This window comes from Roseovarius sp. M141 (assembly GCF_024355225.1).
In the GTDB taxonomy this organism is placed as follows: Bacteria; Pseudomonadota; Alphaproteobacteria; order Rhodobacterales; family Rhodobacteraceae; genus Roseovarius.
The window spans coordinates 3420095-3444398 of sequence record NZ_VCNH01000008.1 but is presented as its reverse complement, the minus strand read 5'-3'; the positions used below and the strand labels follow the sequence as shown (position 1 = coordinate 3444398).

Below are 24304 nucleotides of genomic sequence, written 5' to 3'. Positions count from 1 at the left end.
TATGGATATGGATTACGTGGCCGAAAAGGGCCTGCTGCTGCTGGGTTGTGGCAAGATGGGCAGCGCGATGCTGCAAGGGTGGCTGTCGGGCGGGCTGCCCGCCAGTTCCGTCTGGGTGATCGACCCGCAGCCGTCCGATTGGCTGAAGGGCGCGGGCGTTCACATCAACTCAGATGATCTGCCGACCGCGCCCGGTATCGTTCTGATCGCCGTCAAACCGCAAATGATGGGTCAGGCGTTGCCAACCCTCAAGGCGATGGGAAATGGCACGACGCTGTTCATCTCGGTCGCCGCCGGCACGCCGATTTCCGCGTTCGAGGCGGCGCTGGGCGGCCAAAGCCCGATCATCCGCGCCATGCCCAATACCCCCGCCGCCGTGGGCCGGGGCATCACGGCGATCATCGGCAACGCACATGCCAGCAGTGGCCAGATGGATCTGGCCGAAATGCTGCTGCGCGCCGTGGGGCAGGTCGTCCGGTTGGAAAATGAGGATCAGATGGATGCCGTCACGGGCGTCTCGGGCTCTGGCCCGGCCTATGTATTCCATATGATCGACTGTATGGCCAAGGCCGGCGAAGCCGAGGGGCTGAGCCCCGAGTTGGCGATGCAATTGGCGCAGGCCACTGTCGCGGGTGCGGGCGCGCTGGCCGAGGCGGCGGACGAGACGCCCAGCCAACTGCGCGTCAACGTCACCAGTCCCAACGGCACCACGCAGGCGGGGCTGGAGGTCCTGATGGACGACGAAAACGGCCTGCCGGGTTTGATCCGCCGCACCGTCGGCGCCGCCGCAGACCGGTCGCGGGAATTGCGCAATGGCTGAGATCACCTTTGATGACTTCATGGCTGTTGATATCCGCGTCGGTCGCGTGACGCGGGCCGAACCATTCCCCGAGGCGCGCAAGCCCGCGATCAAGATGTGGATCGATTTCGGCCCCGAGATCGGCGAGCGCAAGACGTCGGCGCAGATCACGGCACATTACACGCCCGAGGCGCTGACAGGCCGCATGGTGATGGGTGTCGTCAATTTCCCGCCCCGCCAGATCGGTCCCTTCATGTCCGAGGTGCTGGTGCTGGGGGTGGCGGACGCAGATGGCGAGATCGTGCTGCTTTCGCCCGACAGCGATGTGCCCATCGGCGGGCGCATGCATTGAGCCGCGTTTTCCTGACGCCGCCCTCGCCTATATGATGGGGTGCTTCCGACGTTGGGCGGCTGTATTGCCGCCGGGGTATCTGAGAATAACGAACATTGCTGCCCCCATTTCCGCGCCGGAGGTCCGCGAGGCGATGGGGGTGCTGGCGGTGCAAAAATTGACCGCCTTTTTCAAGGGCGAAGCGCCGCCGAATGCGGTTAGTTAGCGGCAGCGCGACCTGACGAGTTTAGGCAGGAACTGCCGGGACGTGCCGCAAATTAGTCGATCCGGTCGGAGTCTGCCCTGCGTTTTCGATCCAGATCCGGTTTGGGTGCATTCCTTCGGTTGTCCCACGCGGGGTCCCAACGCTTGATCATGTTCGATACCAGCTTGCCGCTGGGGTAGGCGATGATCACCGCTGCGATGATGCATATGGCGATGGCCCAAACCGAATAATAGCCCAGGGTGAAGCTGACGATAATCAATGCGCCGGCGATGGCTGTTGCGCCGAGCCACGTGACGTAGAGGGCGAGGCGGTCCATATTATGTCCTTTTCGCGCTATGACGGCTACGGTGCATCAACGCGGCCGTGCTGCGCAAGTTCCCGCGCTATCGGCCGGTTGAGCGCAGAGACGTGGGCGCCGCACCATAGCGCACGCGCATCGCGCGGGCCAGCGCGGCGGGGGATTCATAGCCGCAGCGCACTGCGATCTCGGCAATTCCCAACTGCGTGCTGTCCAGCAGTTTGCGCGCCTCGGACAGGCGCATATGGCGGTAGACGGTGCCGGGCGGCGCGCCCAGTGCCCGGCGGAAATGCCGGTCCAGCGTGCGGGGCTGACACCCCATCCGCCGCGCGATAGCGCCCAGGGGCAGGGGGCGTTCGACATGCGCGCGCATCTGCGCCAGCGCGCCGCGCACCAGCGCATCGGGCTGGGGCGCGTTTGGCGCGGTATCGCTGCCATGCATGAACTGATCCTCGACATCCAGACGCGCCGCCATACCCGCATGCTGGGCGATCAGCTCCATCATCAGATCCAGTGCGCTCATCGCGCCGGCGCAGGTGATGACCGGCCCGTCACGGGTCAGGCGGGTGCGCTCGGTCTCGACGTCCAGAAACCGCTCGGCAAAGGCGTCCTGCAAATCCCAGTGCAGCGTCGCGCGCCGTCCCGCCAGCAGCCCTGCCGACGCCATCAGCCACGGCCCGGTATCCATGCCGACCAACGTCCGCGCCTTCTTGGCCGCAGTGCGCAGCGCCTGCCGCGTGCGGGGCATATCGTGGCGCTCGTGGTCGTAACTGGCCAGAACAAAGAGATAATCACACCGCTCCAGCCCGGCCAGCGCGTCATGTGGAAGGACCTGCATCCCGCTGGAACTGCACGCGGCGCCGCCCGTCATGGTGTAGATATGCCAGTCGAACACACTCGCCCGGCTGACCATATTGGCGGCGCGCAGCGGCTCCAGACAGTTGGCAAGGCACAGGTTGGAAAACCGGTCGAAAAGCACAAAGGCGATGCGCGTCGGCAGGCCTTGGAGTTTTGTCCATTTCTGCATCATTTATGTCTGATACTGCACGATGGACCGGGGCGCCAGCGTTACCATATGCGGTAACCACAGACGCAACCTTTCGAAAGGATGGCCCATGCCCCTGACCATGAATCGCGATGTCTTCATCACCTGCGCCGTGACCGGGGGCGGTGGCACGCAGGACCGCAGCCCGCATGTGCCCCGCAGCCCCGAGCAGATCGCGAACAGTGCCATCGCGGCGGCCAAGGCGGGCGCGGCCATCGTGCATTGCCACGTGCGTGATCCCGAAACCGGCAAGGCCAGCCGGGATCTGAAGCTGTACCGCGAACTGACCGATCGCGTCCGCGCGGCCGATACCGACGTCGTGCTGAACCTGACGGCCGGCATGGGCGGCGACATGATATTCGGTGACCCGGAAAACCCACTGCCGCTGAACGACGACGCATCGGACATGGTCGGCGCCAGCGAACGCGTGGCCCATGTGCTGGAATGCCAGCCCGAGATCTGCACGCTCGATTGCGGCACGATGAACTTTGCCGAAGCCGATTACGTCATGACCAACACCCCCGGCATGCTGACCGCGATGGGGCGCATGATGACGGAAGCGGGCACCAAGCCCGAGATCGAGGCGTTCGACACCGGCCATCTTTGGTATGCCAAGCAGCTGGTCAAGGACGGCGTTCTGGAAAAGGACGCGCTGGTGCAGCTGTGCATGGGCGTGCCGTGGGGCGCGCCGAATGACCTGAATACCTTCATGGCGATGGTCAACAACGTGCCGGACGATTGGAACTGGTCCGCGTTTTCGCTGGGCCGCGACCAGATGCCGTATGTCGCGGCCGCCGTTCTGGCGGGTGGCAACGTGCGTGTCGGGCTGGAGGACAACTTGATGCTGGATCGCGGCGTGCTGGCCGAGAATTACCAGCTGGTCACCCGCGCCCGCGAGATCATCGAACGTATGGGTGCCAGGATAATGACCCCTGCCGACGTGCGCGACAAGCTGCGCCTGACCAAGCGCGCGCCTCAGTAAATGGCCGCCCGCGTCCTAATTACAGGGGGTGCCTCGGGCATCGGTCTGGGCCTTGCGCGGCGGTTCACGGCGCAGGGCGACCGCGTTGCGCTGTGCGATGCGGATGGCGATGCGGCGGTGCGTGTCGCCGCTGAAATGCCGGGCGCTATCGTGCGGCAGGCTGACGTGGCGGACGCGGCCCAGATGGACAGCTTCCTTGGCCAAGTCGAGCAGGCATGGGGCGGCATCGACGTTGTTTGCGCCAACGCAGGCACCGGCGGCCCTGCGGGGCGGATCGAGGATCTGGATTATGACGATTGGCAGGCCTGCCTTGCGGTCAATCTGAACGGCGCGTTCCTGACGTGCCGCTGGGCCGCGCGGATCATGCGGGCGCAGAAATCGGGCTGCATTATCATTACGTCCTCCACGTCGGGCCAATGGGGCCATCCCTACCGCTCGCCCTATGCGGCGGCGAAATGGGGCCTTGTCGGTCTCACCAAAACGCTGGCGATGGAGCTGGGCGAGGCGGGCGTGCGCGTCAATGCCATCTGCCCCGGCGCCGTGACGGGTGACCGCATGGACCGCGTCGTGGCGATGGAGGCGAAGGCATCCAACCGCCCCGAGCAGGATGTGCGCGATCAGTATGTGCGAGGCGTGTCGATGCGCACCTGGGTCACGGTCGACGATCTGGCCGACACTGTCCTGTTCCTCGCTTCGCCTGCCGCCTCCAAGATGTCCGGCCAGATCATCGCGATCGACGGCCACACCGAAACCAACGCGCCCTGAGGGCGCATGACAACGGACAGTTTTATGACCAAGAAAATGACAGCCGCCATCATCGGCGGCGGCGTGATCGGCGGCGGATGGGCCGCGCGGTTCTTGTTGAATGGCTGGGATGTGCGCATCTTCGACCCCGATCCGCAGGCGAAACGCAAGATCGGCGAAGTGCTGGACAACGCGCGCCACGCGCTGCCGATGCTGTATGACTACGCCATGCCTGCGGAGGGCGCGCTGACCTTCCACGACACCGTGACCGAGGCCGTCACCGGCGCCGGCTGGATTCAGGAAAGCGTGCCCGAGCGGTTGGCGATGAAGCACAAGGTCTACGCCGAGATCCAAGGCGCCTGCCTTGAGGAGGCCGTCATCGGCTCGTCCACCAGCGGCTATAAACCCACTGAGCTGCAAGAGGGCGCCGCGCGACCCGGTCAGATCATGGTCTGCCATCCGTTCAACCCGGTTTATCTGCTGCCGCTGATCGAGGTCGTCGCGACGCCCTCGTCTGACCCTGCTATCGTCGACCGCGCCGCCGAAATCCTGACCTCCGTCGGCCTTTATCCCTTGCGCGTGCGCAAGGAGATCGACGCCCATATCGCCGACCGCTTCCTCGAGGCCGTCTGGCGCGAGGCGCTGTGGCTGGTCAAGGACGGCATCGCCACGACCGAAGAAATCGACAACGCGATCCGCTATGGCTTTGGCATCCGCTGGGCGCAGATGGGCCTGTTCGAGACCTACCGCGTTGCCGGCGGCGAGGCCGGGATGAAGCACTTCATCGACCAGTTCGGCCCCTGCCTCAAATGGCCGTGGACCAAGCTGATGGACGTGCCCGAGCTGACCGACGAGCTGGCCCAGATGATCGCGGACCAGTCCGACGACCAGTCCGGCCACCTCACCATCCGCCAGCTGGAGCGCAAGCGCGACGGCAACCTCATTGCCATGATGCGCGCGTTGAAACAGCAGGGCAACGCGTCGGGCCGTCTGCTGAACGAGCATGAGAAAACTCTGCGTCCGGTGCTGGAGGGCGGTAGCCCCATGATCAGCCTGCGCCGCACGATCCCCGTCGACTGGACGGATGTGAACGGCCACATGAACGAGGGGCGCTACGGCCAGATATTCTCGGATGCCGCCGAAGAGGTGATGGCGTTCGTCGGCGCCGATGACGCCTACATCGCAAGCGGACTCAGCTATTTCACCGTCGAGACGACGACGAAATATCTGGCCGAAACCCACGCGGGCGACGCCGTCGAGGTCCACACTCGCGTGACCGAAGGGCAGGGCAAGAAGCTGCGCTGCCTGCATGAGATGAAGCGCGCCAGCGATGGCGAGGTTCTGGCGACCTGCGACCAGTTCATGCTGCATGTCAGCCTTGAGACGCGCCGCACCTGCGCGCCCGGTCCCGATGTCGCTGCCCGTATTGCCGCGTTGGCTGCCGCCCATGAAGGAGCAAAACCATGAATTTCGGATTGACTGACGAACAAGAGATGATCGTCTCGACCGTGCGCAGCTTTGTCGAAAACGAGATCTACCCCCATGAGGCCGAGGTCGAACGCACGGGCGAGGTGCCTGCCGACGTGGCCGAAAAGATCAAACAAAAGACGTTGGATCTGGGGTTCTACGCTTGCAACTTTCCCGAAGAGGTCGGCGGCGCCGGCCTGAGCCATCTGGAATTCGCACTGGTCGAGCGCGAACTGGGCCGCGGCTCCATGGCGCTGTCGCACTTCTTTGGCCGCCCGCAGAACATCCTGATGGCCTGCGAGGGGGAGCAACGCGAACGCTACCTGCTTCCCGCCGTGCGCGGCGAGCGGATGGACGCGTTGGCCATGACCGAACCCGGCGCCGGATCGGACGTGCGCGGCATGAAATGCAACGCCAAACGTGACGGCGGCGATTGGGTTCTGAACGGGACCAAGCATTTCATCTCGGGCGCCGACCACGCCGATTTCATCATCGTATTCGTCGCCACAGGCGAGGATCAGACACCGAGGGGACCAAAGAAACGCATCACGACCTTCCTCGTCGACCGGGGCACGCTGGGCTTTACCATCCGCGACGGGTATAAATCGGTCAGCCATCGCGGCTACAAGAACATGATCCTGGATTTCGACAATTGCCGCCTGCCGGACGCGCAGGTGCTGGGCGAGGTGGATGGCGGCTTTGCCGTGATGAACGAATGGCTCTACGCCACGCGCATCACCGTTGCCACCATGTCTGTGGGGCGCGCGCGCCGCTGCTTTGATCTGGCGCTGAGCTATGCGGCCGAGCGCCAGCAGTTTGGCCAGCCAATCGGCAAGAACCAGGGGGTCAGCTTCCAGATTGCCGACATGATCACCGAAATCGATGCGGCCGACTGGCTGACCCTTGCCTCCGCCTGGCGGCTGGATCAGGGCCTGCCCGCGAACCGCGAAATCGCCTCGGCCAAACTCTACGCCTCGGAGATGCTGGCGCGCGTCACCGACGCCACGCTGCAAATCTACGGTGGCATGGGGCTGATGGACGATTTCCCGATCGAGCGGTTCTGGCGCGATGCGCGGGTCGAGCGGATCTGGGACGGCACATCCGAGATTCAGCGCCACATCATCAGCCGCGATCTGCTGCGGCCCCTGGGCGCCTGAGGCACAGGTGGCTCCAGAAGGACTTTTTGCCTTCGGCGAGGATATTTGGAGCAAAAAGAAAACGGGGGGAGCCTGCTCGGCGTCCCCCCTCGGAAAGGTGAAACCCTTTCTCCTTGCACGGTCATCGGCGTCCCCGCCTGTACCGTGATTTCATACTGGCCAAGAGTGGTTAATTATGCGTTACCGCCCCCTTTTTCTTGCTAAAAATATCCCCGCCGGAGGCATGGAATCTGTTTTGGAGGGCCGCCTGCCATGACTCGCGATCTGAGCCGTCTGTTCCGGCCCCGCTCAATTGCTGTCATTGGTGGCGGCGTCTGGTGCGCTTCGGTGACCGAGCAGTGCCGCCGCATGGGGTATGACGGCGCGGTTTGGCCGGTTCACCCCAAGCGTGCCGAGATGGGTGGCCTGCCCACCTACGCTTCGCTTGGCGACCTGCCGGGGGCGCCGGATGCAACCTTCATCGGAGTGAACCGCAACGCCACCATCGACACGGTGCGCGACCTTGCCGCCATGGGCGGGGGCGGCGCTGTTTGTTTTGCCAGCGGGTTCCGTGAGGCGCAGGCAGAGATGGGCGATGGCGATGCCTTGCAGGACCGGCTGCTGGATGCGGCGGGCGACATGCCCATCATCGGGCCAAATTGCTATGGGTTCATCAATTACCTCGACGGCGCGCTGCTATGGCCTGATCAGCATGGCGGCACGCGGTGCGATAAGGGCGTCGCACTCATTACCCAAAGCTCGAATATCGCGATCAACCTGACCATGCAGGCGCGCGGGTTGCCGCTGGCCTATGTGGCGACCGCTGGCAATCAGGCGCAGACCGGGCTGGCGGACATCGGGCAGGCGCTGCTGGAGGACCCCCGCGTGACCGCGCTGGGGTTACATATCGAAGGCGTTGGAGATCTGGCCGCCTTTGAGGCGCTGGCAAGGCGCGCGCGCGCCTTGGGCAAGCCTGTCGTCGCGCTCAAGGCGGGGAAATCGGTGCAGGCGCGGGCTGCCGCCGTGTCGCACACGGCCTCGCTGGCGGGCAGCGATGCAGGTGCGCGGGCGTTGTTGAGGCGGCTGGGGATTGCGCAGGTTGAAAGTCTGTCAAAGCTGCTGGAGACGCTCAAGCTGCTGCATCTGGCCGGGCCGCTGCGATCGGAGCGCATCATATCAATGTCCTGCTCGGGCGGCGAGGCGAGCCTGATGGCCGATGCTGCCGTCGGGCGCGGCGTTACCTTTCCGCTGCTGGACACCGCGCAGCATACTGCACTGCGCGCCGCGCTGGGGCCGATGGTGGCGCTGGCCAACCCGCTGGATTACCACACGTTCATCTGGGATGATGTTCCTGCGATGACGCAGGCGTTTACCGCCGCGTTGTCGGGTGACGTGGCGTTGGGTTGCCTTGTCGTCGATTTTCCACGTACCGACAGGTGCAGCGATGCCGCATGGGACTGCACCCTTGCCGCAGGTGCGGCGGCGGCCAAGGCAAGCGGCACGCCTCTGGCCTTCGTTGCCAGCCTGCCGGAGAACCTGAGCGAGGAGGTGGCGCAACGCATCACCGATGTCGGCCTCATCCCGCTGCTCGGCATCGAAGAGGCAATGACCGCGATCGAAACAGCGGCCACGCTGGGGCGTCACCGCGCGGCCGATGCGCCTGTGCTCTTGCCGGGCGCCGACTGCCCTTCTGATGTGCTGAGCGAGGCAGCCAGCAAGGCGGCGCTGGCGGCGCATGGGGTGACGGTGCCGCAATCGTGCCGGGTGGAGGCCGCGGATCTGCGCGCCGCAGCCGAGGCGATGCCCCTGCCGCTGGTGCTGAAGGGCGAAGGTTTCGCCCACAAAACCGAGGCGGGGGCGGTCGCCCTCGGCCTTGCCACACCGGGCGCCGTGATGGAGGCCGCCGCGCGCATGAACGCACCCGCCTATCTGCTGGAGGAAATGATCACCGGCACCGTGGCCGAGCTGCTGATCGGTGTTGTACGCGACCCGGCGCATGGCTTTGTTCTGACCATCGCGGCGGGCGGTGTGCTGACAGAGATGCTCAAAGATAGCGCATCGCTGATCCTGCCTGTCTTGGCACGAGATATCACCGAGGCGCTGGACAGTCTGCGCATTGCCCCCATGTTGGCCGGATATCGCGGCCAGCCGGGTGCGGACCGTGCATCGATTGTCGCCGCCATCATGGCGGTGCAGGAATATGCGGTGCAAAACGCCGCCCATTTGCAAGAGGCCGAGATCAATCCGCTGATCTGCACCGCCACCCGCGCTGTCGCTGCCGACGCGCTCATCAGAACAGGAGAAAAGACATGACAGACAGCCTCATCAAGACCGACAAGCGCGGCCATGTGCTGGAGGTTACGCTCGACCGGCCCAAGGCCAACGCGATTGATCTGAAAACCAGCCGGATCATGGGCGAAGTGTTCGCGGACTTCCGGGACGACGACAATCTGCGCGTTGCGTTGATCACCGGCGCGGGCGACAAATTCTTCTGCCCCGGCTGGGATCTGAAGGCGGCGGCGGATGGCGATGCGGTCGACGGCGATTACGGCGTCGGCGGCTTTGGCGGCCTGCAGGAGTTGCGCGGGCTGAACAAGCCGGTCATCGCCGCCGTCAACGGTATCTGCTGCGGCGGGGGGCTGGAACTGGCGCTGGGCGCGGACATCATCCTCGCCGCCGATCATGCCAGCTTTGCGCTGCCTGAAATCCGCTCGGGCACGGTCGCGGATGCGGCCAGCGTCAAGCTCCCCAAGCGTATCCCCTACCATATCGCGATGGAGATGCTGCTGACCGGTCGCTGGATCGACGCCGAGGAGGCTGCGCGCTGGGGGATGATCAACCGGATCGTCCCCGCCGCCGATCTGATGACGCAGGCGCGCGCGCTGGCCGATGAGTTGGCGGGCGGTCCGCCGCTGGTCTATGCCGCGCTCAAGGAAATCGTGCGCGACGCCGAAGGCAGCGATTTTCAGACCGTGATGAACAAGATCGCACGCAGCCAGTATGAAACCGTCGCGCGGCTCTATTCCTCCGAGGATCAGATGGAAGGCGCGCGCGCCTTCGCGGAAAAGCGCGATCCGGTCTGGAAGGGCCGCTGACACTGCGGTCCGGGGCTGTGCAGACTGGCGGTGCGCAGCCCGAAGGGGGCATATTGCAGCAGGCTTGATGGCAGGGTCCGGGCAGGATACTAAGATGCTGTACAGATCAAGGGCGACTAGTAGACGTGAAACACAAAGATGGTAGTGGCCTGACATGGTTGGTGACGCCCGACCTTCTGGGGTTCATGAACAATGAGGGCAGGTTTGTCGAAACGAACCCGGCATGGTTCAAGATCCTCGGGTATACGGGCGCAGAAATCGACGATCAGCATTTCACCGATCTGATCCATCCTGATGACATCAACAGGATGCAGGCCGCATTTGATCAGATGAGCGGCGGCCAGCCTGTCCTGAACTTCGTCAACCGTTTCCGTCGCAAGGATGGCGGATATGAGTGGATCTCGTGGCATGGGGTGCCTGAGGGTGGGTTGTTCTTCTGCACCGGGCGCTGCATCACTGCGGAAAAGGAAAACGAGGCCGCACTCAGGACACGTGAACAAGAGGCCAGCCTGCGAGAGCAGTTCATTGCCGTGCTGGGGCATGACGTGCGCAATCCGCTGGCCGCGATCAACGCCGCGTCGCGCGTGATCGCACGCAACACCGAGGATCCGCAGATTGGTGAGATGATCGCGTCTATTCAGGGATCGACCGACCGCATCGCGCGGCTGATCGACGATGTGATGGATTTCGCCCGCGCACGTCTGGGCGGCGGGATTCGCATCGAGGAGCATGTCGATCACGACGTCAAGCCGATCCTGGAGCAGACCGTGCGCGAGATCAGCCTGGCCCATCCCGAGGCCGAAATCATCACCGAGTATGATTTCTGCGATCCTATCCGCTGCGATTCAGAGCGTATCGCGCAGCTGATTTCGAACCTGCTGGCCAATGCCGTCGTGCATGGCGAAAAAGGTGCGGCTGTCACCGTCAGCGCGCAGGATCGCGATGGATCGTTCTATCTGTGGGTGACGAACCTCGGCGAGCCTATTCCCGCAAACGTGCGCAAGATGCTGTTCGAGCCGTTCGCGCGATCAAATGCACGCGACACGCAGCAGGGGCTGGGGCTGGGCCTGTTCATCGCGCGCGAGATTGCCCGCGCGCATGGCGGCGATCTGACCGTGAAGTCTGATGCGGATAGCACTGTGTTCACATTCAACATGCCGCGCGTTTGACCGCGGTTTGCGGGGGCCGCAGGCCTAAAGCGTTTCGCGAAACGCATCAGTCCGTGACGATGGCGCGCTGATCGTCCAGCCCCATCGACACCAGCAGCGGCGCTTCTGACTGGCGCGCGGTGAAGCCCGCTTTGCTATGCATACCATGCCAGCCGCAGGCGACCAGCGACTGCGCGACGCCGCCGCCCAGCGTGTTGCCCGGCCCGGTGACGATGAACATGTCGGGCGCGAATTCGCGGGCGGCGATCTGAATGGCGCGGGTGAAATCGTAGGTTTGCGTCACCTGATGGCCCAGCGTGTAATCGCGCAAGGCGTCCGGATCGGTCGCGCCGGGCCACCAGATCGCGCCGCGCCCATCGATCAGCGGTAGCTTTGGCTGGCTGAAAAGGGATTGTGGCAGGGCCGCGCGGCCCCGCTCGGCCACGGGCTCTTGCAGGTCCGTATGGAACGCGGCGTGATGCGGCAGGCGCATGGGAAACCTGCCGTCCAGACGCGGCACGGAGGCCTCGAATTCGGTTAGCCCCGCCTCGTCGCCCGCCAGCACCAGCATGCCGCCCAGATCGATGGACAGGCGCAGGACGGCATCCCCGGCATCGATCTGCCGGACCGTGTCCAGCAGCCCGGCCCGGCGGGCAGGGTCGGGGCGCCAGTCGGGGCCGGTGCAGGGATAGACCAACTGCCCGCCGATGGAGGCTTCCTGCATCAGCCGACCCATCGTGTTGACCACGGTGAAACCGCCCGCCGCATCCAGCGCCCCGGCAGCGGCCAGCGCGATGTACCAGCCCATCGAATTGCCGGTGACGGCGACAAGCTCGATATCCTCGGCCAGCGCCTGCCGGTCCAGATAGGAGGCGGCGTAGATTAGCGGCGAGGCCGCATCGCCCACGGTGTGGGTGGCATTGGAAAACCGCTCGGCGCCGTCCAGTTCGGTTACAGGCGTCTGGCCCTCAGCGCGGCGCAGATCGTCGAATGTGTCCAGCAGCGGGGCGCCGCTGTGATGGCGGTGCAGATAGCCCAGCTCGGGCTTGTTATAGGTGCCCCGGCCGGGGCAGATCAGAACGGCGCGGCAGGTCATTCGCAGGCCTCCTTGGCAGCGGCGACGATGCTGTCGCGCGATGGCATGGTGGCCGCGTAGGCCGGGCCGGTGGCGATGAAACTGTCCTGCGCGGTGATGCGGCTGACCGGCAGTTCGGCCCGCTCGACAAACAGCGCCATCAGCCCTTCGGCCTGGCCGCCGGTGTGGCGGCATTCATCGACGATCAGCACGGATTTGCAGCCGCGCGTGGCGTCCAGCAGCGCCTGCGCAGGCAGGGGCGCGATCCAGCGCATGTCGATGACGCGCGCGTCGATCCCTTCGCTGTGCAGCACCTCCTGCGCCTGCCGGGACAGGTAATATCCGTTGCCATAGCTGACGATGGCCAGATCCTTGCCTTGCCCATGCACGCCGACACTATCCAGCGGGATACGCTCGTCCGGGGCGGGGTAAGTGCCCATCCAGCCGCTATCACCGGCCTCGTGCAGATCGCGCATCGGATAAAGCGCGATAGGCTCCACGAACACCACGACGCGCTGTTCCTCGCGGGCCAGCCGCACGCATTCGCGCAGCATCATCGCGGCATCCGGCCCGTTCGAGGGGCAGGCGACCACCAGCCCCGGAATGTCGCGCAGCACGGCGAGGCTGTTGTCGTTGTGGAAATGCCCGCCAAAGCCCTTTTGATACCCCAGCCCCGCGATGCGCAGCACCATCGGGTTGGTAAATTGCCCTTGGCTGAAAAACGGCAGCGTCGCCGCCTCGCCGCGCAGCTGGTCCTCGGCATTGTGCAGATAGGCGAGGAACTGGATTTCCGGCAACGGGATAAAGCCGTTATGCGCCATGCCGATGGCAAGGCCGAGGATGCTTTGTTCGTCCAGCAGCGTGTCGATCACCCGGTCGGTGCCAAAGCGTTGGTGAAGGCGCTGGGTGACGCCGTAGACGCCGCCCTTGCGGCCGACATCCTCGCCCATCACCACGATTTCGCCATGGGTCAGCATGAGGTCGGTGAGCGCCCAGTTGATCAGACGGCTCATCGGCTGGGGCTGGTCCATCTGCTTGATATCGCTACCGAAGGCTGCCTCGCGCTGCTCGGCGCTGGGGCCGTTGGTGGGGGCGCAGTCGCGCTTGGGCGGGATGATGCTGGCCATCACATCGGCGGCGGTTTTCAGGCGGGGGCGGGTGACGGCCTCGTCTGCCACGCGGGCGACGCGGGCATTTGTTTCCTCGTAGATGCTCAGCGCCTCGGCTCGCTCAAGCGCGCCCGCCGCCTCCAGCAGGCGGACCGTATGCAGCAGCGGATCGTTTGCCTCCTCCGCCTCGACATGCGCCTTTGGCAGGTAGGTGGTGGGCAGATCGGCGCCCGCGTGACCATAAAGGCGTACCATGGTCAGGTGCAGAAACGCCGGCTTGCGCTGGGTGCGCGCATAGTGCGCGGCCTCGGCGGCGACCTTTGCGGTGTCGTAGATGTCCAGCCCGTCGGCGTGGAAATACCGGATGCCGGGGCGGTGCTGCATGCTGGCGGCGATCCAACCCTTGGGCGTTTGGGTGGAAATGCCGATGCCGTTATCCTCGCACACCAGAAGCAGGGGCATGGGCACCGATTGCACGGATGTCCAGCCCGCGGTGTTGATCGCGCCCTGCGCGGTGGAATGGTTGGCCGAGGCATCGCCGAATGACGCCATCGCGATGCCGTCATGGGGCAGGGCACGATGTTCGGGCGGGCGGCGGCGCGCCAGTCCCAGACCATAGGCCGCGCCGACCGCCTTGGGCAGGTGGCTGGCGATGGTCGAGGTCTGCGGCGGAATCATCAGCGCGCGTGACCCCAGCACCTTGTGGCGCCCGCCGGAAATCGGATCCTCGGACGAACAGGCGAAACTCAGCAGCATGTCCCATGTGATCGACTGGCCCGGCACCTGCCCTGCGCGGGCGATCTGGAACGCAGCATCGCGGTAATGCAGGAACGCGATGTCATCGGGGCGCAGTGCGTGCGCGACCGCCGCCATCCCCTCGTGCCCCGACGATCCGATGGTGTAGAACCCCTGGCCCGCCTTTTGCATCGCGCGGCTGGTGCGATCCAGCGCGCGGCTGACGCATTGCGCGCGGTAGAGCGTCACGGCCTCGGTATCGCTCAGCGCATCCGACGGCGCAGCACCCTGCGGCAGATCGCCGGACGATACGCGGGCGACAAAGTTTTCATGCACGATCTCTGCGCGGTCCATCAAACCCTCCGGTCATCTGAGATTTGCCGCGCACATTGCCCGCCACCCGGCGGCGGTGCAAGCAGGCAATGGCGCCGTCGCTTGACACATCGCGCCGGGCGGCGCGATGATCTGGCCAATCACCGGGCAGAGCGACGCCTGCATTCCTGACAGTAGGGTAATAAGGAGGGCGCAGATATGGATGTCTGGAACATCGCAATCGTCGGCGCGGGCAATATCGGACAGATGATTGCCGCGCTTTTGCACCGCTCGCCGCATTACGAGGTGACAGTGATCGACCGCGACGCGGCGGGGCTAAAGGCGCTGGGCGATGCGGGGATTAGGATCGCAGAGGTCGATGTGACCGATACCGCCGCGCTGACATCGGCGCTCAACGGGCACCACGGTGTCATCAGCGCCGCGCCCTTTTTCCTGACGCCGCAGATCGCCGGAGCGGCCAAGGCCGCAGGCGCGCATTATTTTGACCTGACCGAAGATGTGGAGGCGACCCGCGCCGTGCAAAAGCTGGCCGAAGGCGCGCAGACGGCCTTCATGCCGCAATGCGGCCTTGCGCCCGGTTTCGTCGGGATCGCGGGCGCAGATCTGGCGGCGCAGTTCGATGAATTGGATACACTGTCGCTGCGCGTGGGCGCGCTGCCGCTCTATCCGACGAACGCGCTGAAATACAATCTGACATGGTCGACGGATGGGCTGATCAACGAATACTGCAACCCCTGCACCGCGCTGGTGGACGGAGATCTGCGCCAGCTGGCTCCGCTGGAGGATCTGGAGGAGCTGGCCCTTGATGGTGTGGACTACGAGTGTTTCAGCACCTCCGGCGGCCTTGGCACGCTGGCCGAAACGCTGAAGGGTCGCGCGCGCCGGGTGTCTTACCGCACCATGCGCTATCCCGGCCATTGCGCGATTCTGAAAATGCTGCTGCACGATCTGGGGCTGGAGCGGCGGCGCGATCTGCTCAAGGATATCTTCGAGACGGCCCTGCCGCGCACCGATCAGGATGTGGTACTGGTCTATTGCACGGCAACTGGTATGAAGGACGGCGCGTTGCGCGAACGCAGTTTCATCAACAAGACGGTCGCGCGCAAGATAGACGGCAGGCATTGGAGCGCGATCCAGATCACCACGGCTGCCGGCATTCTGGCGGTCGTCGATCTGATGCGCATGGGCAAACTGCCGCAGGCAGGATTTGTCGGGCAGGAGCAGGTGAAATTGGCCGACTTCCTTGCCACCGAGTCCGGCGCGCTTTACGCACCGGGTAGCATTACAGAATAGGAGCATGCCATGAGCACCTCGAATGACACATCCCTGAAAACCGTCCTTGCCAATCTGGGCCTGAAAGAGGGCGACCTGACAGGTGGTACCCTGGCCGTCCATTCGCCCGTCGATGGTAGCCTGATGGCCGACCTGACCGAAACCAAGAGTGCCGACATGGACGCCGTGATCGCGAACGCGAACACCGCCTTCAAGGCATGGCGCCAGGTGCCGGCCCCCCGCCGGGGCGAGCTGGTGCGCCTGCTGGGCGAAGAGCTGCGCAACGCCAAGGACGACCTCGGCGCGCTGGTCAGCTGGGAGGCGGGCAAGATCGTCTCCGAGGGTCTGGGCGAGGTGCAGGAGATGATCGACATCTGCGATTTCGCCGTCGGCCTGTCGCGCCAGCTATATGGCCTGACCATCGCATCCGAACGTCCGGGCCACCGCATGATGGAAACATGGCACCCGATGGGGCCTGCGGGCGTCATCACCGCCTTCAACTTCCCGGTCGCGCCGTGGGCGTGGAATTCGGCGCTGGCATTCGTGTGCGGCGATCCGGTGATCTGGAAGCCGTCCGAGAAGACGCCGCTGACCGCGCTGGCCTCGGCCAACATCATGGCGCGCGCTGTGGCGCGGTTTGGCGATGATGCGCCCGAGAACCTGCTGCAGGTCGTCATCGGCCGCGCCGATCTGGGCGAGGCGCTGGCGAAATCCAAGCACGTGCCGATCATCTCGGCCACCGGTTCGACCCGCATGGGCGGGGCTGTCGGACCAAAAGTGGCCGAGCGTTTCGGCCGCTGCATCCTTGAACTGGGCGGCAACAACGCGATGATCGTCGCGCCGTCCGCAGACCTCGATATGGCCGTGCGCGCGATCACCTTTTCCGCTGTCGGCACGGCTGGCCAGCGCTGCACCTCGCTGCGCCGCCTGATCGTGCATAAATCCATCAAGGATGATCTGGTGGCCAAGTTGGAGAAGGCTTACGGCGGCCTGCCCATCGGCAGCCCGTTGGAATCTGCCACGCTGATCGGCCCGCTGATCGACAAGGCCGCAGGCCAGGGCATGGACAAGGCGCTGGAGGCAGCCAAGGCCCAGGGCGGCACCATCATCGGCGGCGGCGCGGCAGACGGTGCGCCCGAGGGCGGCGTTTATGTCAAACCGGCGATTGCGGTCATGCCGGGCCAGACCGACATCGTGAAGCACGAGACCTTCGCGCCGATCCTTTACGTCATGGAATATGACACGCTGGACGAGGCGATCGAGATGCAGAACGACGTGCCGCAGGGCCTGTCCAGCTGCATATTCACCCTCAACGTGCGCGAGGCCGAGCGGTTCGTGTCCGACACCGGCAGCGATTGCGGCATTGCCAACGTCAACATCGGCCCCTCGGGCGCCGAGATCGGTGGCGCGTTTGGCGGCGAAAAGGAAACCGGCGGCGGGCGCGAGTCGGGATCGGATGCGTGGAAGGGCTACATGCGGCGCCAGACCAACACGATCAACTACTCGGACGAGCTGCCGCTGGCCCAAGGGGTCAAATTCGACATCTGAGCCTTGTTTTGATGCCGCCCGCGCGGCTACACGTTGCGGGCGGTAACACGGGACGGATGGACATTGGCGCAGCCACTGGCACTCGACAACATATCGCTCGCCCTTGAGGGGCGGGCGATTTTGCATGGGATCACCCTGCACGGCGATCAGCGGCGCATCGGCGTCGTCGGGCGCAACGGATCAGGCAAAAGCACGCTCGCGCGGGTGATTGCCGGGCTACAGGCGCCCGATAGCGGCGCGGTGCGGCTGTTCGGCGTCGATGTGGCCAAGGACCGCAAGGCCGCGATCCGCACGGTCGGCATCCTGTTCCAGAACCCCGATCACCAGATCATTTTCCCCACCGTGGACGAGGAAATCGCCTTTGGCCTGACGCAGCTGGGCCAGTCCAAACCCGAGGCGGCAGCAGGCGTGCGCGCCATTCTGGAGCAGTTCGGCAAGGCCCATTGGGCGGGCGCGGCGGTTCACCCGCTGAGTCAGGGGCAAAAACAACTGCTGTGCCTGATGTCGATTCTTGCGATGCGCCCGCGTCTGATCGTGCTGGACGAACCGCTATCGGGCCTCGACATTCCCACGCGGATGCAGCTGACGCGCTATCTGGACGGGGTCGACGCGCATCTGCTGCATATCAGCCACGATCCCGCCACTCTGGCCGGATATGACCGCGTGATCTGGATCGCCGAGGGCCGCATCGCCGGCGACGGGCTGGCGGGCGATGTTCTGGCAGAGTTTGCCGCCGATATGGAACGGCAGGGAGGGATGGATGATATCTCTGACCTCGCCGGTTGAGACATGGGCGCATGGCTGGCCTGCGGGGGCCAAACTGGGCGCGCTGTGCATTGCCACGATGGGGCTGTTCGCGCTGGACAGCGCGGCGGGGCAGGGGGCGGCATTTGTCGTGATGCTGGCGCTTTATGTCGCGCCCGGAGCGGTGTTTTTCCGCAGCGGCATGACGCGGATACGGATGCTGTGGCCATTTCTGGCGGTGATTTGCCTTTGGCATCTGGTCACGGCGACACCGGCGCAGGGCGCGGTGATCGCGCTGCGGCTGGTGACGGCGGTGGGGCTGGCCAACCTTGTCACCATGACGACACGGCTGTCGGACATGATCCGGGTTGTGCGCTGGCTGGCGTCCCCCTTGCGCCGTTTCGGAATGGACACGCGCGCGCTGGAGTTGGGGATCGCGCTGGTCATTCGGTTCACGCCGATGCTGGCGGACAAGGGCATGGCGATGTCACGCGCGTGGCGCGCGCGGTCGCCCCGCCGTCCGGGCTGGCGGATCGTGCTGCCGTTTACCCTGATCGCGATAGACGACGCCGAGCATGTGGCCGACGCGCTGAAGGCGCGCGGTGGGGTTTAAAGCGTTTCGCGAAAAGCTGTGATTCAGGTTTTTTGCGAAACGCTTTAGGGGATTCTCAAAAACTTGCGTCGGCAGATTGCCCGACGCGAATTTTTGGTTGCGTTGGGCGCGAATTCCGGCGCAACGTCCCCCGACCCCAGACAGGAGCCGTCCGCCCATGGAACGTAATATCGCGCTCATTGCGCTCTTTGCCGCGCTTATCGCCGCGCTGGGGATCATCCCGGCAATCATGCTGCCCTTCGGCGTGCCGATCACCGCGCAGAGCCTTGGCGTCATGCTGTGCGGCACCGTTCTGGGCGCTAAACGCGGAGCAATGGCGGTTCTGTTGTTCATGCTGCTGGTGTGCCTTGGTATGCCGCTATTGTCTGGCGGCAAAGGCGGGCTGGGTGTGATCGTCGGCCCCACCGGCGGTTTCTTTCTCGCCTTCCCGATTGCCGCGTTCGTCGCGGGTCTCATCACCCAAAGCTGGCGCAGCGCGCCGCTGGCTGTCGCGGCTGGGGTTGCGGCTGCTGTTGGCGGTGTGGTCCTCTATGTTTTTGGCATCGTGGGCATGGCGCAGGTGCTGGGCAAGACACTGGGCGAGGCGACCATGCTGGTCACGGCCTTTATACCCGGCGATGTGATCAAGGCGGTGCTGGCGGGACTCGTGACGTCCGCGCTGTACCGGGCGCGGCCCCGCGCGGTGCTGTCGCGGGCCTGACTGACCAGCACCCTGTGATTGCATCTGACTGCCCCTTGTAAGCGCAGACGCGTCGGCCATAGGCGCATGAAAAAGGCCCATCCTGTTAAGGACGGGCCTTGTCGTGTGTCAGATCACCCGGGTTACATTTCGTATTCGGGCTGCGCTTCCAGAAGTTCTTGGGTACTGTCGATATAGATACGCACGTCGTCACCGTCCTGCTGTTGCAGGATCTGGAGTTCGTCAAACGTCACTGCGACAGGCTTCTCGCCGAGGCCCAGGAAGCCGCCGACATTGATGACCACGTGGGACACTTTGCCGTCGTCGCCCAGAACCAGACTGTCGACCTCGCCGACGCTTTCGTCATTCGCGCCGTATACGACAGCACCTTCCAGTTGCTCGGATGTCATCTCGGTGACTTGGCTCATTTCAACTTCGGCGTAACCTTCACGCTCGACTGCCGGACGGGGCAGCAATTCGCGCTGGGCGCCCTCATTGGTCATCTGCGCCGTATCATTGACGGCGACATCATCGTCTGCGACCATTTCGGCTTCGGCCATATCATCGCCACGCTCGAATGCGGGCATCTGCTCCAGCGCCTCTTTGGTCGTCGACACCACGAGGAAGCGGTCGTCGCTGTCGCCTTCCTCGCGCACGACCGTGATCTCGTCCATCGGTACTGCGACGTCGCGCTCGCCAATCCCGAGGAAGCCGCCGACGCCCAGGATCACTGCACTGACAGTGCCATCTTGGGTCACGATGATATCGTTGATCTCACCGATATCGTCCCACTCGACTTCACCGCCGTCTGCGATTGTCGCGTCTGCTTCAACGGCATTTTCGGCGTTGTAGATACGCATGCCGATCAGTTTGGAGGCGTAGAAATCGCTCTGCTGCATTTCGACCTGACCAAAGCCAGTGGCGCTGGTTTCGGCACTGACGGCGCCGGTCATTGCGATCACGAGTGCGGTTGTGCTCAGAAGGGTCTTCATCTTGGTACTCCTTGTTTGCATTACTGTTCTTCGCTCTGGGCACACAACTGACGCGGTGCAGATCGGTTCCAAGACAGTTGCGATTTTTTCGGATTCGGCAGGCTTTCCCTGAGGCGTTCACTGCCCTGCATGCCACTTTCGGGGCCAACTGCGGGAGGGTTTTTTCAGCACCGACGCCGGACTATCACGGTGCGCATCGCCGCGGCCGCTTGATACATTTTGCGACACTTATCTTTCCCCGAATGGCCCGCCTGTTGCTATTATTTCTGCGGAAAACGACGCTATTCAGGATAGCGAAAACCGGACATCGCCGGAGGAGAACAATCATGACAGACCCGATCGCACCGCAGATCCTGATCGTTGACGATGCCCGCGATATTCGCGAGCCGCTCAGCCAATATCTGCGCAAGCAGGGGCTGCGAACACGGCTGGCCGCGGATGCCGCCCAAGCGCGCGAGATCTTGGAGGAGGCGGCCATTCACCTCGTCGTCCTCGACATCATGATGCCGGGCGAGGACGGGCTGAGCCTGTGCCGATGGCTGGTTGCCCATGACGGCCCGCCTGTGCTGCTGTTGACCGCGATGGCGGATGAAACGGACCGCATCGTCGGGCTTGAGATCGGGGCTGATGATTATCTGGTCAAGCCGTTCAACCCGCGCGAGCTGTTGGCGCGCATCCGCGCGATCCTGCGGCGCACCCCGCCCGAGGTGGCCGCCCCGCCCAGCGAGCGGCGCGCCTTTGCCGGCTGGGTGCATGCCCCGGATGCCCTGAAACTGATCGGCGATGATGGCCAGGTTGTTACGCTGACCACCGCTGAAAATCGCCTGTTAGGTATTTTCCTTGATCAGCCGCGCAGTGTGTTGAGCCGCGCGACCTTGCTGGATCTGACCGCCGGGCGAGAGGCAAAGGCATATGACCGTGCCATCGACAACCAGATCAGCCGCCTGCGCCGCAAGATCGAGGTCAATCCCAAAGACCCTCAGATCCTGATTACCGAATGGGGTGGCGGCTACAGGCTGGTGGCGGACGTGACGGAGGCCGGCTGATGAATCGGCTCAGACGTCTTCTTCCCGATGCGCTGGCAGGGCGCATTGTCCTGCTGCTGGCGATCGCTTTGCTCGTCGCCAACGCGATTGCACTGGTTGTCCTCAATTTTGAACAGCGGCGCTTTGGTCGGCAAGCCACCGAAGACCGCGTGATTGAGCGTGTCGTGGACCTTATTTCCGCGATGGAGGCTGTCGATGCACGGGCCCGGCGGGTGATTGCGCGGGAGGCGTCGTCTCGTTTTGCGCGGGTGAGGGTGGGAAAGACCCCGTTGCTGCGCGAAATCGGCACGGACACCCGGTCCCAATACATCGCGGCGCGGCTTGCCGAAACGCTGAAACGTGACGATGTGACAGTGGGCACTATCGAGCGTCCGCATCGGGCGGGTGCCTCTGACCGGCGGCATGGGGGGCGAACGGGCGGGTTCATCGGCATCACCGCGCCGCTTGTCGCGCAGGGCGGACAGGCCCAATGGCTCAACGTTGTGATCAGCGGCGCGCCACCCCGCCCCCGCCATGTCGACGGCAAGTCGATTCTGATCGTTCTTGCCCTGTCGCTGCTCTGCGTGCTTGGCGTTGCCATCGCCGTTGCCCGCCTGTTGACGAAACCACTGGGCCGGCTGTCCCACGCCGCCGAGGCAGCCGGGCGCGGCGACCGCACCGCGCGGGTACCCGAAGAAGGTCCGCGGGAAATGCGCGACGCGGCGCGCGCCTTTAACGCGATGCAGGCCGAGATATCGCAGTTTGACGCCGAGCGGATGCGCATGTTTGCCGCTGTGGGCCATGATCTGCGCACGCCGATGACCAGCCTGCGCATCCGTGCCGAAATGGTCGACGATTCGGACCTGCGCGACGCGATGGTACGCACACTGGACGCGATGACCGTGATGGCCGATGGCCTTGTCAGATATGCAAAAGAGGGACGGGACGCAGAGGAGGTGAAGCCGGTCGAACTGGGCGCGTTGATTAGACATCTTTGCGATGATCGCGCCGTGACATTCAGTGCCGATGCAAAAGTCCAAGTGACGGGCCGCCCCGTAGCCCTTGGCCGGGCTATCGGCAACCTCATCGACAACGCCATACGCTACGGCGGCGAAGCGACGGTTACGCTATCGCAGGACGCGCGACATGCCATCGTCACGATCGAGGACACTGGTCCCGGCATCCCGACAGATCATCTGGATGCCATGTTCCAGCCGTTTACCCGGGGCGATGACAGCCGTAACCTGGACACCGGCGGTGCGGGCCTGGGCCTTTCGATCGCGCGCACGACCATTATCGCGCACGGTGGCCAGATCATGCTTGAAAATCGCGTTGAAGGTGGACTGCGCGCGACAGTAACTCTGCCGTTGCAGAGATCGGCCTGAATTGGGCATGGCAACGGCTGTAGGGTGGCCCTGCGCGGGCATGTTCGGTGCCCGGACCGGCCATCCGATGCCGAGTTTGTCGCAAGCTGTATCAGAATGAAGGCTTGCGACGACTGACGACAAATCGACTGGCCCGCTGACACACATAATGTGCGATTAGCACCTAAGTTGAGGTCAAGGGGCGCTGGCCCCTTTTGAGGAACACAAAGAAAGGTCTTGAAATGAAACCGACAAACTCCCTCCCCGTTCTTTTCGCCGCCGCCATTGCCCTGACAGCGGGAACCGCGATTGCGACTGCGCAGACCGCGCCCGCACAGGACGCAAGTGGCACCCCGGCGGCTTCCGCCCAAGTGACCAAAGCTGCATCCAACGGGCATCGCTCACATGGTCGCGGACACGGCTATGGCGGACGTGGCAAGTCTGAGATGATGCAGCAGATGTTCCAGCGGATGGACGGCAATGGGGACGGCAAAGTTACCCAGGATGAGGTCGACACCTTCCGCGCAGCACAGGTCACGGCGGCGGATGCCGACGGCGATGGCGGGCTCAGCATCGAGGAGTTCGACACGGTCTACCGCGATCTGACCCGCACGAAGATGGTCCGTGCGTTCCAGCGCCTTGACGCGGATGGCGACGGCACGATCAGCGACGAGGAGATGGACAACCGCTTTGGCGGGTTGGTCGAGCGGATGGATCGCAACGGCGATGGCGCGCTATCGATGGAGGACCACGGCCGCGGGCATGGTCACAAGGGCGGCTCACGCAAAGACTGAAAAGGTGGCGACCGCAGCTGATTCGACGCTGGGGGCGGGGCACAGGATGCCCCGCCTTGAGGGCGTCGTAGGACTAAATCACGACGACCGTATTTCTGATATCCGATGACGCGGCGCTGTGTCCGCCCTGCCGTCATTCACAAGCCGCGCAACATTTGAGCCATCGCAAGTAGCCATCTGTCGCTGCTCTAGGAGTCGTAGGGCTGCAAAAGAGGAACCCATCGCGGCACGTTCGCCTTGTAACGCAGGTAATCCTCGCCAAAGCGCCGCTCCAGATCCGGTTCTTCTTTGACAGCGAAATAGACTGTGTTGAGAAGAAAGAAGGCCACCGCCCAGCCAAGGAGCAGAAGGCTACCCAGCGCCAAAGCTTCTGCGAGGATCATGAGAATGACGGACAAAAGCATCGGGTTGCGCATGTATCGGTAGGGTCCAGTCACGACAAATTTCCGGGGTGGGTCCCATGGCGCCGGGGTCCCTTGGCCTTCGCGCGTGAACAGGACCATCGTCCTGACGGCCAGAACAAGTGCGGGTATGGCCAGTATTACGGCCAAGACCCATTGAATACCCGTCCCGTCCATGGGGCCAAACGGCCAACGGTCGCCAAGCCAGTGGATCACAAGCGGGACGTAGATCAGCGCGGTCCCCGGAAGGATCAGCAAGGTTTTTGTCATTCTCCAAAACACGAGGGCATCCATTCGCAACGCTTCAGACGGACCCTGTAGCTGAGCAAAAATGCGCTATCTGAATCTC

General features: G+C 64.1%; 23 protein-coding genes. 17 read left to right on the top strand and 6 right to left on the bottom strand.

The window, feature by feature from the left end:
• Nucleotide 1 precedes the first annotated feature (1 nt).
• Together proC and FGD77_RS20765 are read left to right on the top strand one after the other, a co-directional pair.
• The gene (proC, locus tag FGD77_RS20770; protein ID WP_255013473.1) at nt 2–820 is read left to right on the top strand and encodes a pyrroline-5-carboxylate reductase; all 819 of its coding nucleotides are present in this window, start codon (nt 2–4) and stop codon (nt 818–820) included.
• A complete protein-coding gene (locus tag FGD77_RS20765) occupies nt 813–1151 on the top strand; it encodes a tRNA-binding protein (protein ID WP_255013470.1) in 339 nt (112 codons plus the stop codon). Before proC ends, FGD77_RS20765 begins: the two co-directional genes overlap by 8 nt.
• Nucleotides 1152–1408: 257 nt before the next feature.
• Here the strand turns inward: FGD77_RS20765 and FGD77_RS20760 are convergent, their stop codons facing one another.
• Together FGD77_RS20760 and FGD77_RS20755 are read right to left on the bottom strand one after the other, a co-directional pair.
• On the bottom strand, nt 1409–1672 hold the full coding sequence (locus tag FGD77_RS20760; protein WP_255013467.1) for a hypothetical protein: 264 nt from the start codon (nt 1670–1672) through the stop codon (nt 1409–1411).
• Between the two features lie 67 nt (nt 1673–1739).
• Nucleotides 1740–2681 carry a GlxA family transcriptional regulator gene (locus FGD77_RS20755; RefSeq protein WP_255013465.1) on the bottom strand — a complete coding sequence of 314 codons (942 nt, stop codon included), beginning with the start codon at nt 2679–2681 and terminating at the stop codon, nt 1740–1742.
• Between the two features lie 88 nt (nt 2682–2769).
• Here FGD77_RS20755 and FGD77_RS20750 point away from each other — a divergent pair, with 88 nt between their 5' ends.
• The 7 genes from FGD77_RS20750 (at nt 2770) to FGD77_RS20720 (ending at nt 11292) form a co-directional block, all read left to right on the top strand.
• Nucleotides 2770–3681, top strand: coding sequence for a 3-keto-5-aminohexanoate cleavage protein (locus FGD77_RS20750; RefSeq protein WP_255013462.1), 912 nt, complete (start codon nt 2770–2772; stop codon nt 3679–3681).
• Nucleotides 3682–4446 (top strand): SDR family oxidoreductase, encoded by a 765-nt coding sequence (locus FGD77_RS20745; protein ID WP_255013460.1) that lies wholly within the window; start codon nt 3682–3684, stop codon nt 4444–4446.
• Between the two features lie 24 nt (nt 4447–4470).
• A complete protein-coding gene (locus FGD77_RS20740; protein ID WP_255013458.1) occupies nt 4471–5892 on the top strand; it encodes a carnitine 3-dehydrogenase in 1422 nt (473 codons plus the stop codon).
• Nucleotides 5889–7049, top strand: a complete 1161-nt coding sequence (locus tag FGD77_RS20735; protein WP_255013456.1) for an acyl-CoA dehydrogenase family protein — start codon at nt 5889–5891, stop codon at nt 7047–7049. Before FGD77_RS20740 ends, FGD77_RS20735 begins: the two co-directional genes overlap by 4 nt.
• Before the next feature lie 252 nt (nt 7050–7301).
• Nucleotides 7302–9341, top strand: a complete 2040-nt coding sequence (locus tag FGD77_RS20730; RefSeq protein WP_255013452.1) for an acetate--CoA ligase family protein — start codon at nt 7302–7304, stop codon at nt 9339–9341.
• Nucleotides 9338–10123 carry a carnitinyl-CoA dehydratase gene (locus FGD77_RS20725; RefSeq protein ID WP_255013450.1) on the top strand — a complete coding sequence of 262 codons (786 nt, stop codon included), beginning with the start codon at nt 9338–9340 and terminating at the stop codon, nt 10121–10123. The genes FGD77_RS20730 and FGD77_RS20725 overlap by 4 nt, the downstream gene beginning before the upstream one ends.
• A gap of 125 nt (nt 10124–10248) precedes the next feature.
• Entirely contained in the window at nt 10249–11292 is a 1044-nt protein-coding gene (locus FGD77_RS20720; RefSeq protein WP_255013448.1) for a PAS domain-containing sensor histidine kinase, read from the top strand.
• 46 nt (nt 11293–11338) lie between these two features.
• Here FGD77_RS20720 and FGD77_RS20715 read toward each other — a convergent pair whose 3' ends face one another.
• Together FGD77_RS20715 and FGD77_RS20710 are read right to left on the bottom strand one after the other, a co-directional pair.
• Complete coding sequence (locus FGD77_RS20715; protein ID WP_255013446.1) at nt 11339–12367, bottom strand: ACP S-malonyltransferase; 1029 nt, start codon at nt 12365–12367, stop codon at nt 11339–11341.
• Nucleotides 12364–14544, bottom strand: coding sequence for a thiamine pyrophosphate-dependent enzyme (locus FGD77_RS20710; RefSeq protein WP_255013444.1), 2181 nt, complete (start codon nt 14542–14544; stop codon nt 12364–12366). The genes FGD77_RS20715 and FGD77_RS20710 overlap by 4 nt, the downstream gene beginning before the upstream one ends.
• 177 nt (nt 14545–14721) lie before the next feature.
• Between FGD77_RS20710 and FGD77_RS20705 the strand changes: the two genes are divergently transcribed.
• The 5 genes from FGD77_RS20705 to FGD77_RS20685 all read left to right on the top strand — a co-directional run bounded on the left by FGD77_RS20705 (nt 14722) and on the right by FGD77_RS20685 (nt 19400).
• Nucleotides 14722–15816 (top strand): saccharopine dehydrogenase NADP-binding domain-containing protein, encoded by a 1095-nt coding sequence (locus FGD77_RS20705; RefSeq protein WP_255013442.1) that lies wholly within the window; start codon nt 14722–14724, stop codon nt 15814–15816.
• A 9-nt stretch (nt 15817–15825) separates the two neighbouring features.
• Complete coding sequence (locus FGD77_RS20700) at nt 15826–17343, top strand: aldehyde dehydrogenase family protein (protein WP_255013440.1); 1518 nt, start codon at nt 15826–15828, stop codon at nt 17341–17343.
• A gap of 63 nt (nt 17344–17406) precedes the next feature.
• Nucleotides 17407–18129, top strand: a complete 723-nt coding sequence (locus tag FGD77_RS20695; RefSeq protein ID WP_255013437.1) for an energy-coupling factor ABC transporter ATP-binding protein — start codon at nt 17407–17409, stop codon at nt 18127–18129.
• Complete coding sequence (locus FGD77_RS20690; protein WP_255013434.1) at nt 18104–18700, top strand: energy-coupling factor transporter transmembrane protein EcfT; 597 nt, start codon at nt 18104–18106, stop codon at nt 18698–18700. Before FGD77_RS20695 ends, FGD77_RS20690 begins: the two co-directional genes overlap by 26 nt.
• A gap of 157 nt (nt 18701–18857) precedes the next feature.
• Nucleotides 18858–19400 (top strand): biotin transporter BioY, encoded by a 543-nt coding sequence (locus tag FGD77_RS20685; protein ID WP_255013431.1) that lies wholly within the window; start codon nt 18858–18860, stop codon nt 19398–19400.
• 122 nt (nt 19401–19522) lie between these two features.
• Here the strand turns inward: FGD77_RS20685 and FGD77_RS20680 are convergent, their stop codons facing one another.
• Nucleotides 19523–20371 (bottom strand): PRC-barrel domain-containing protein, encoded by an 849-nt coding sequence (locus FGD77_RS20680; RefSeq protein ID WP_255013428.1) that lies wholly within the window; start codon nt 20369–20371, stop codon nt 19523–19525.
• Nucleotides 20372–20697: 326 nt separating this feature from the next.
• Here FGD77_RS20680 and FGD77_RS20675 point away from each other — a divergent pair, with 326 nt between their 5' ends.
• The 3 genes from FGD77_RS20675 (at nt 20698) to FGD77_RS20665 (ending at nt 23554) form a co-directional block, all read left to right on the top strand.
• On the top strand, nt 20698–21417 hold the full coding sequence (locus FGD77_RS20675; protein WP_255013425.1) for a response regulator: 720 nt from the start codon (nt 20698–20700) through the stop codon (nt 21415–21417).
• Nucleotides 21417–22781, top strand: a complete 1365-nt coding sequence (locus FGD77_RS20670; RefSeq protein WP_255013422.1) for an ATP-binding protein — start codon at nt 21417–21419, stop codon at nt 22779–22781. The genes FGD77_RS20675 and FGD77_RS20670 overlap by 1 nt, the downstream gene beginning before the upstream one ends.
• Before the next feature lie 221 nt (nt 22782–23002).
• Entirely contained in the window at nt 23003–23554 is a 552-nt protein-coding gene (locus FGD77_RS20665) for an EF-hand domain-containing protein (protein WP_255013419.1), read from the top strand.
• Nucleotides 23555–23742: 188 nt separating this feature from the next.
• Here FGD77_RS20665 and FGD77_RS20660 read toward each other — a convergent pair whose 3' ends face one another.
• The gene (locus FGD77_RS20660) at nt 23743–24225 is read right to left on the bottom strand and encodes an isoprenylcysteine carboxylmethyltransferase family protein (protein ID WP_255013418.1); all 483 of its coding nucleotides are present in this window, start codon (nt 24223–24225) and stop codon (nt 23743–23745) included.
• Nucleotides 24226–24304 lie beyond the last annotated feature (79 nt).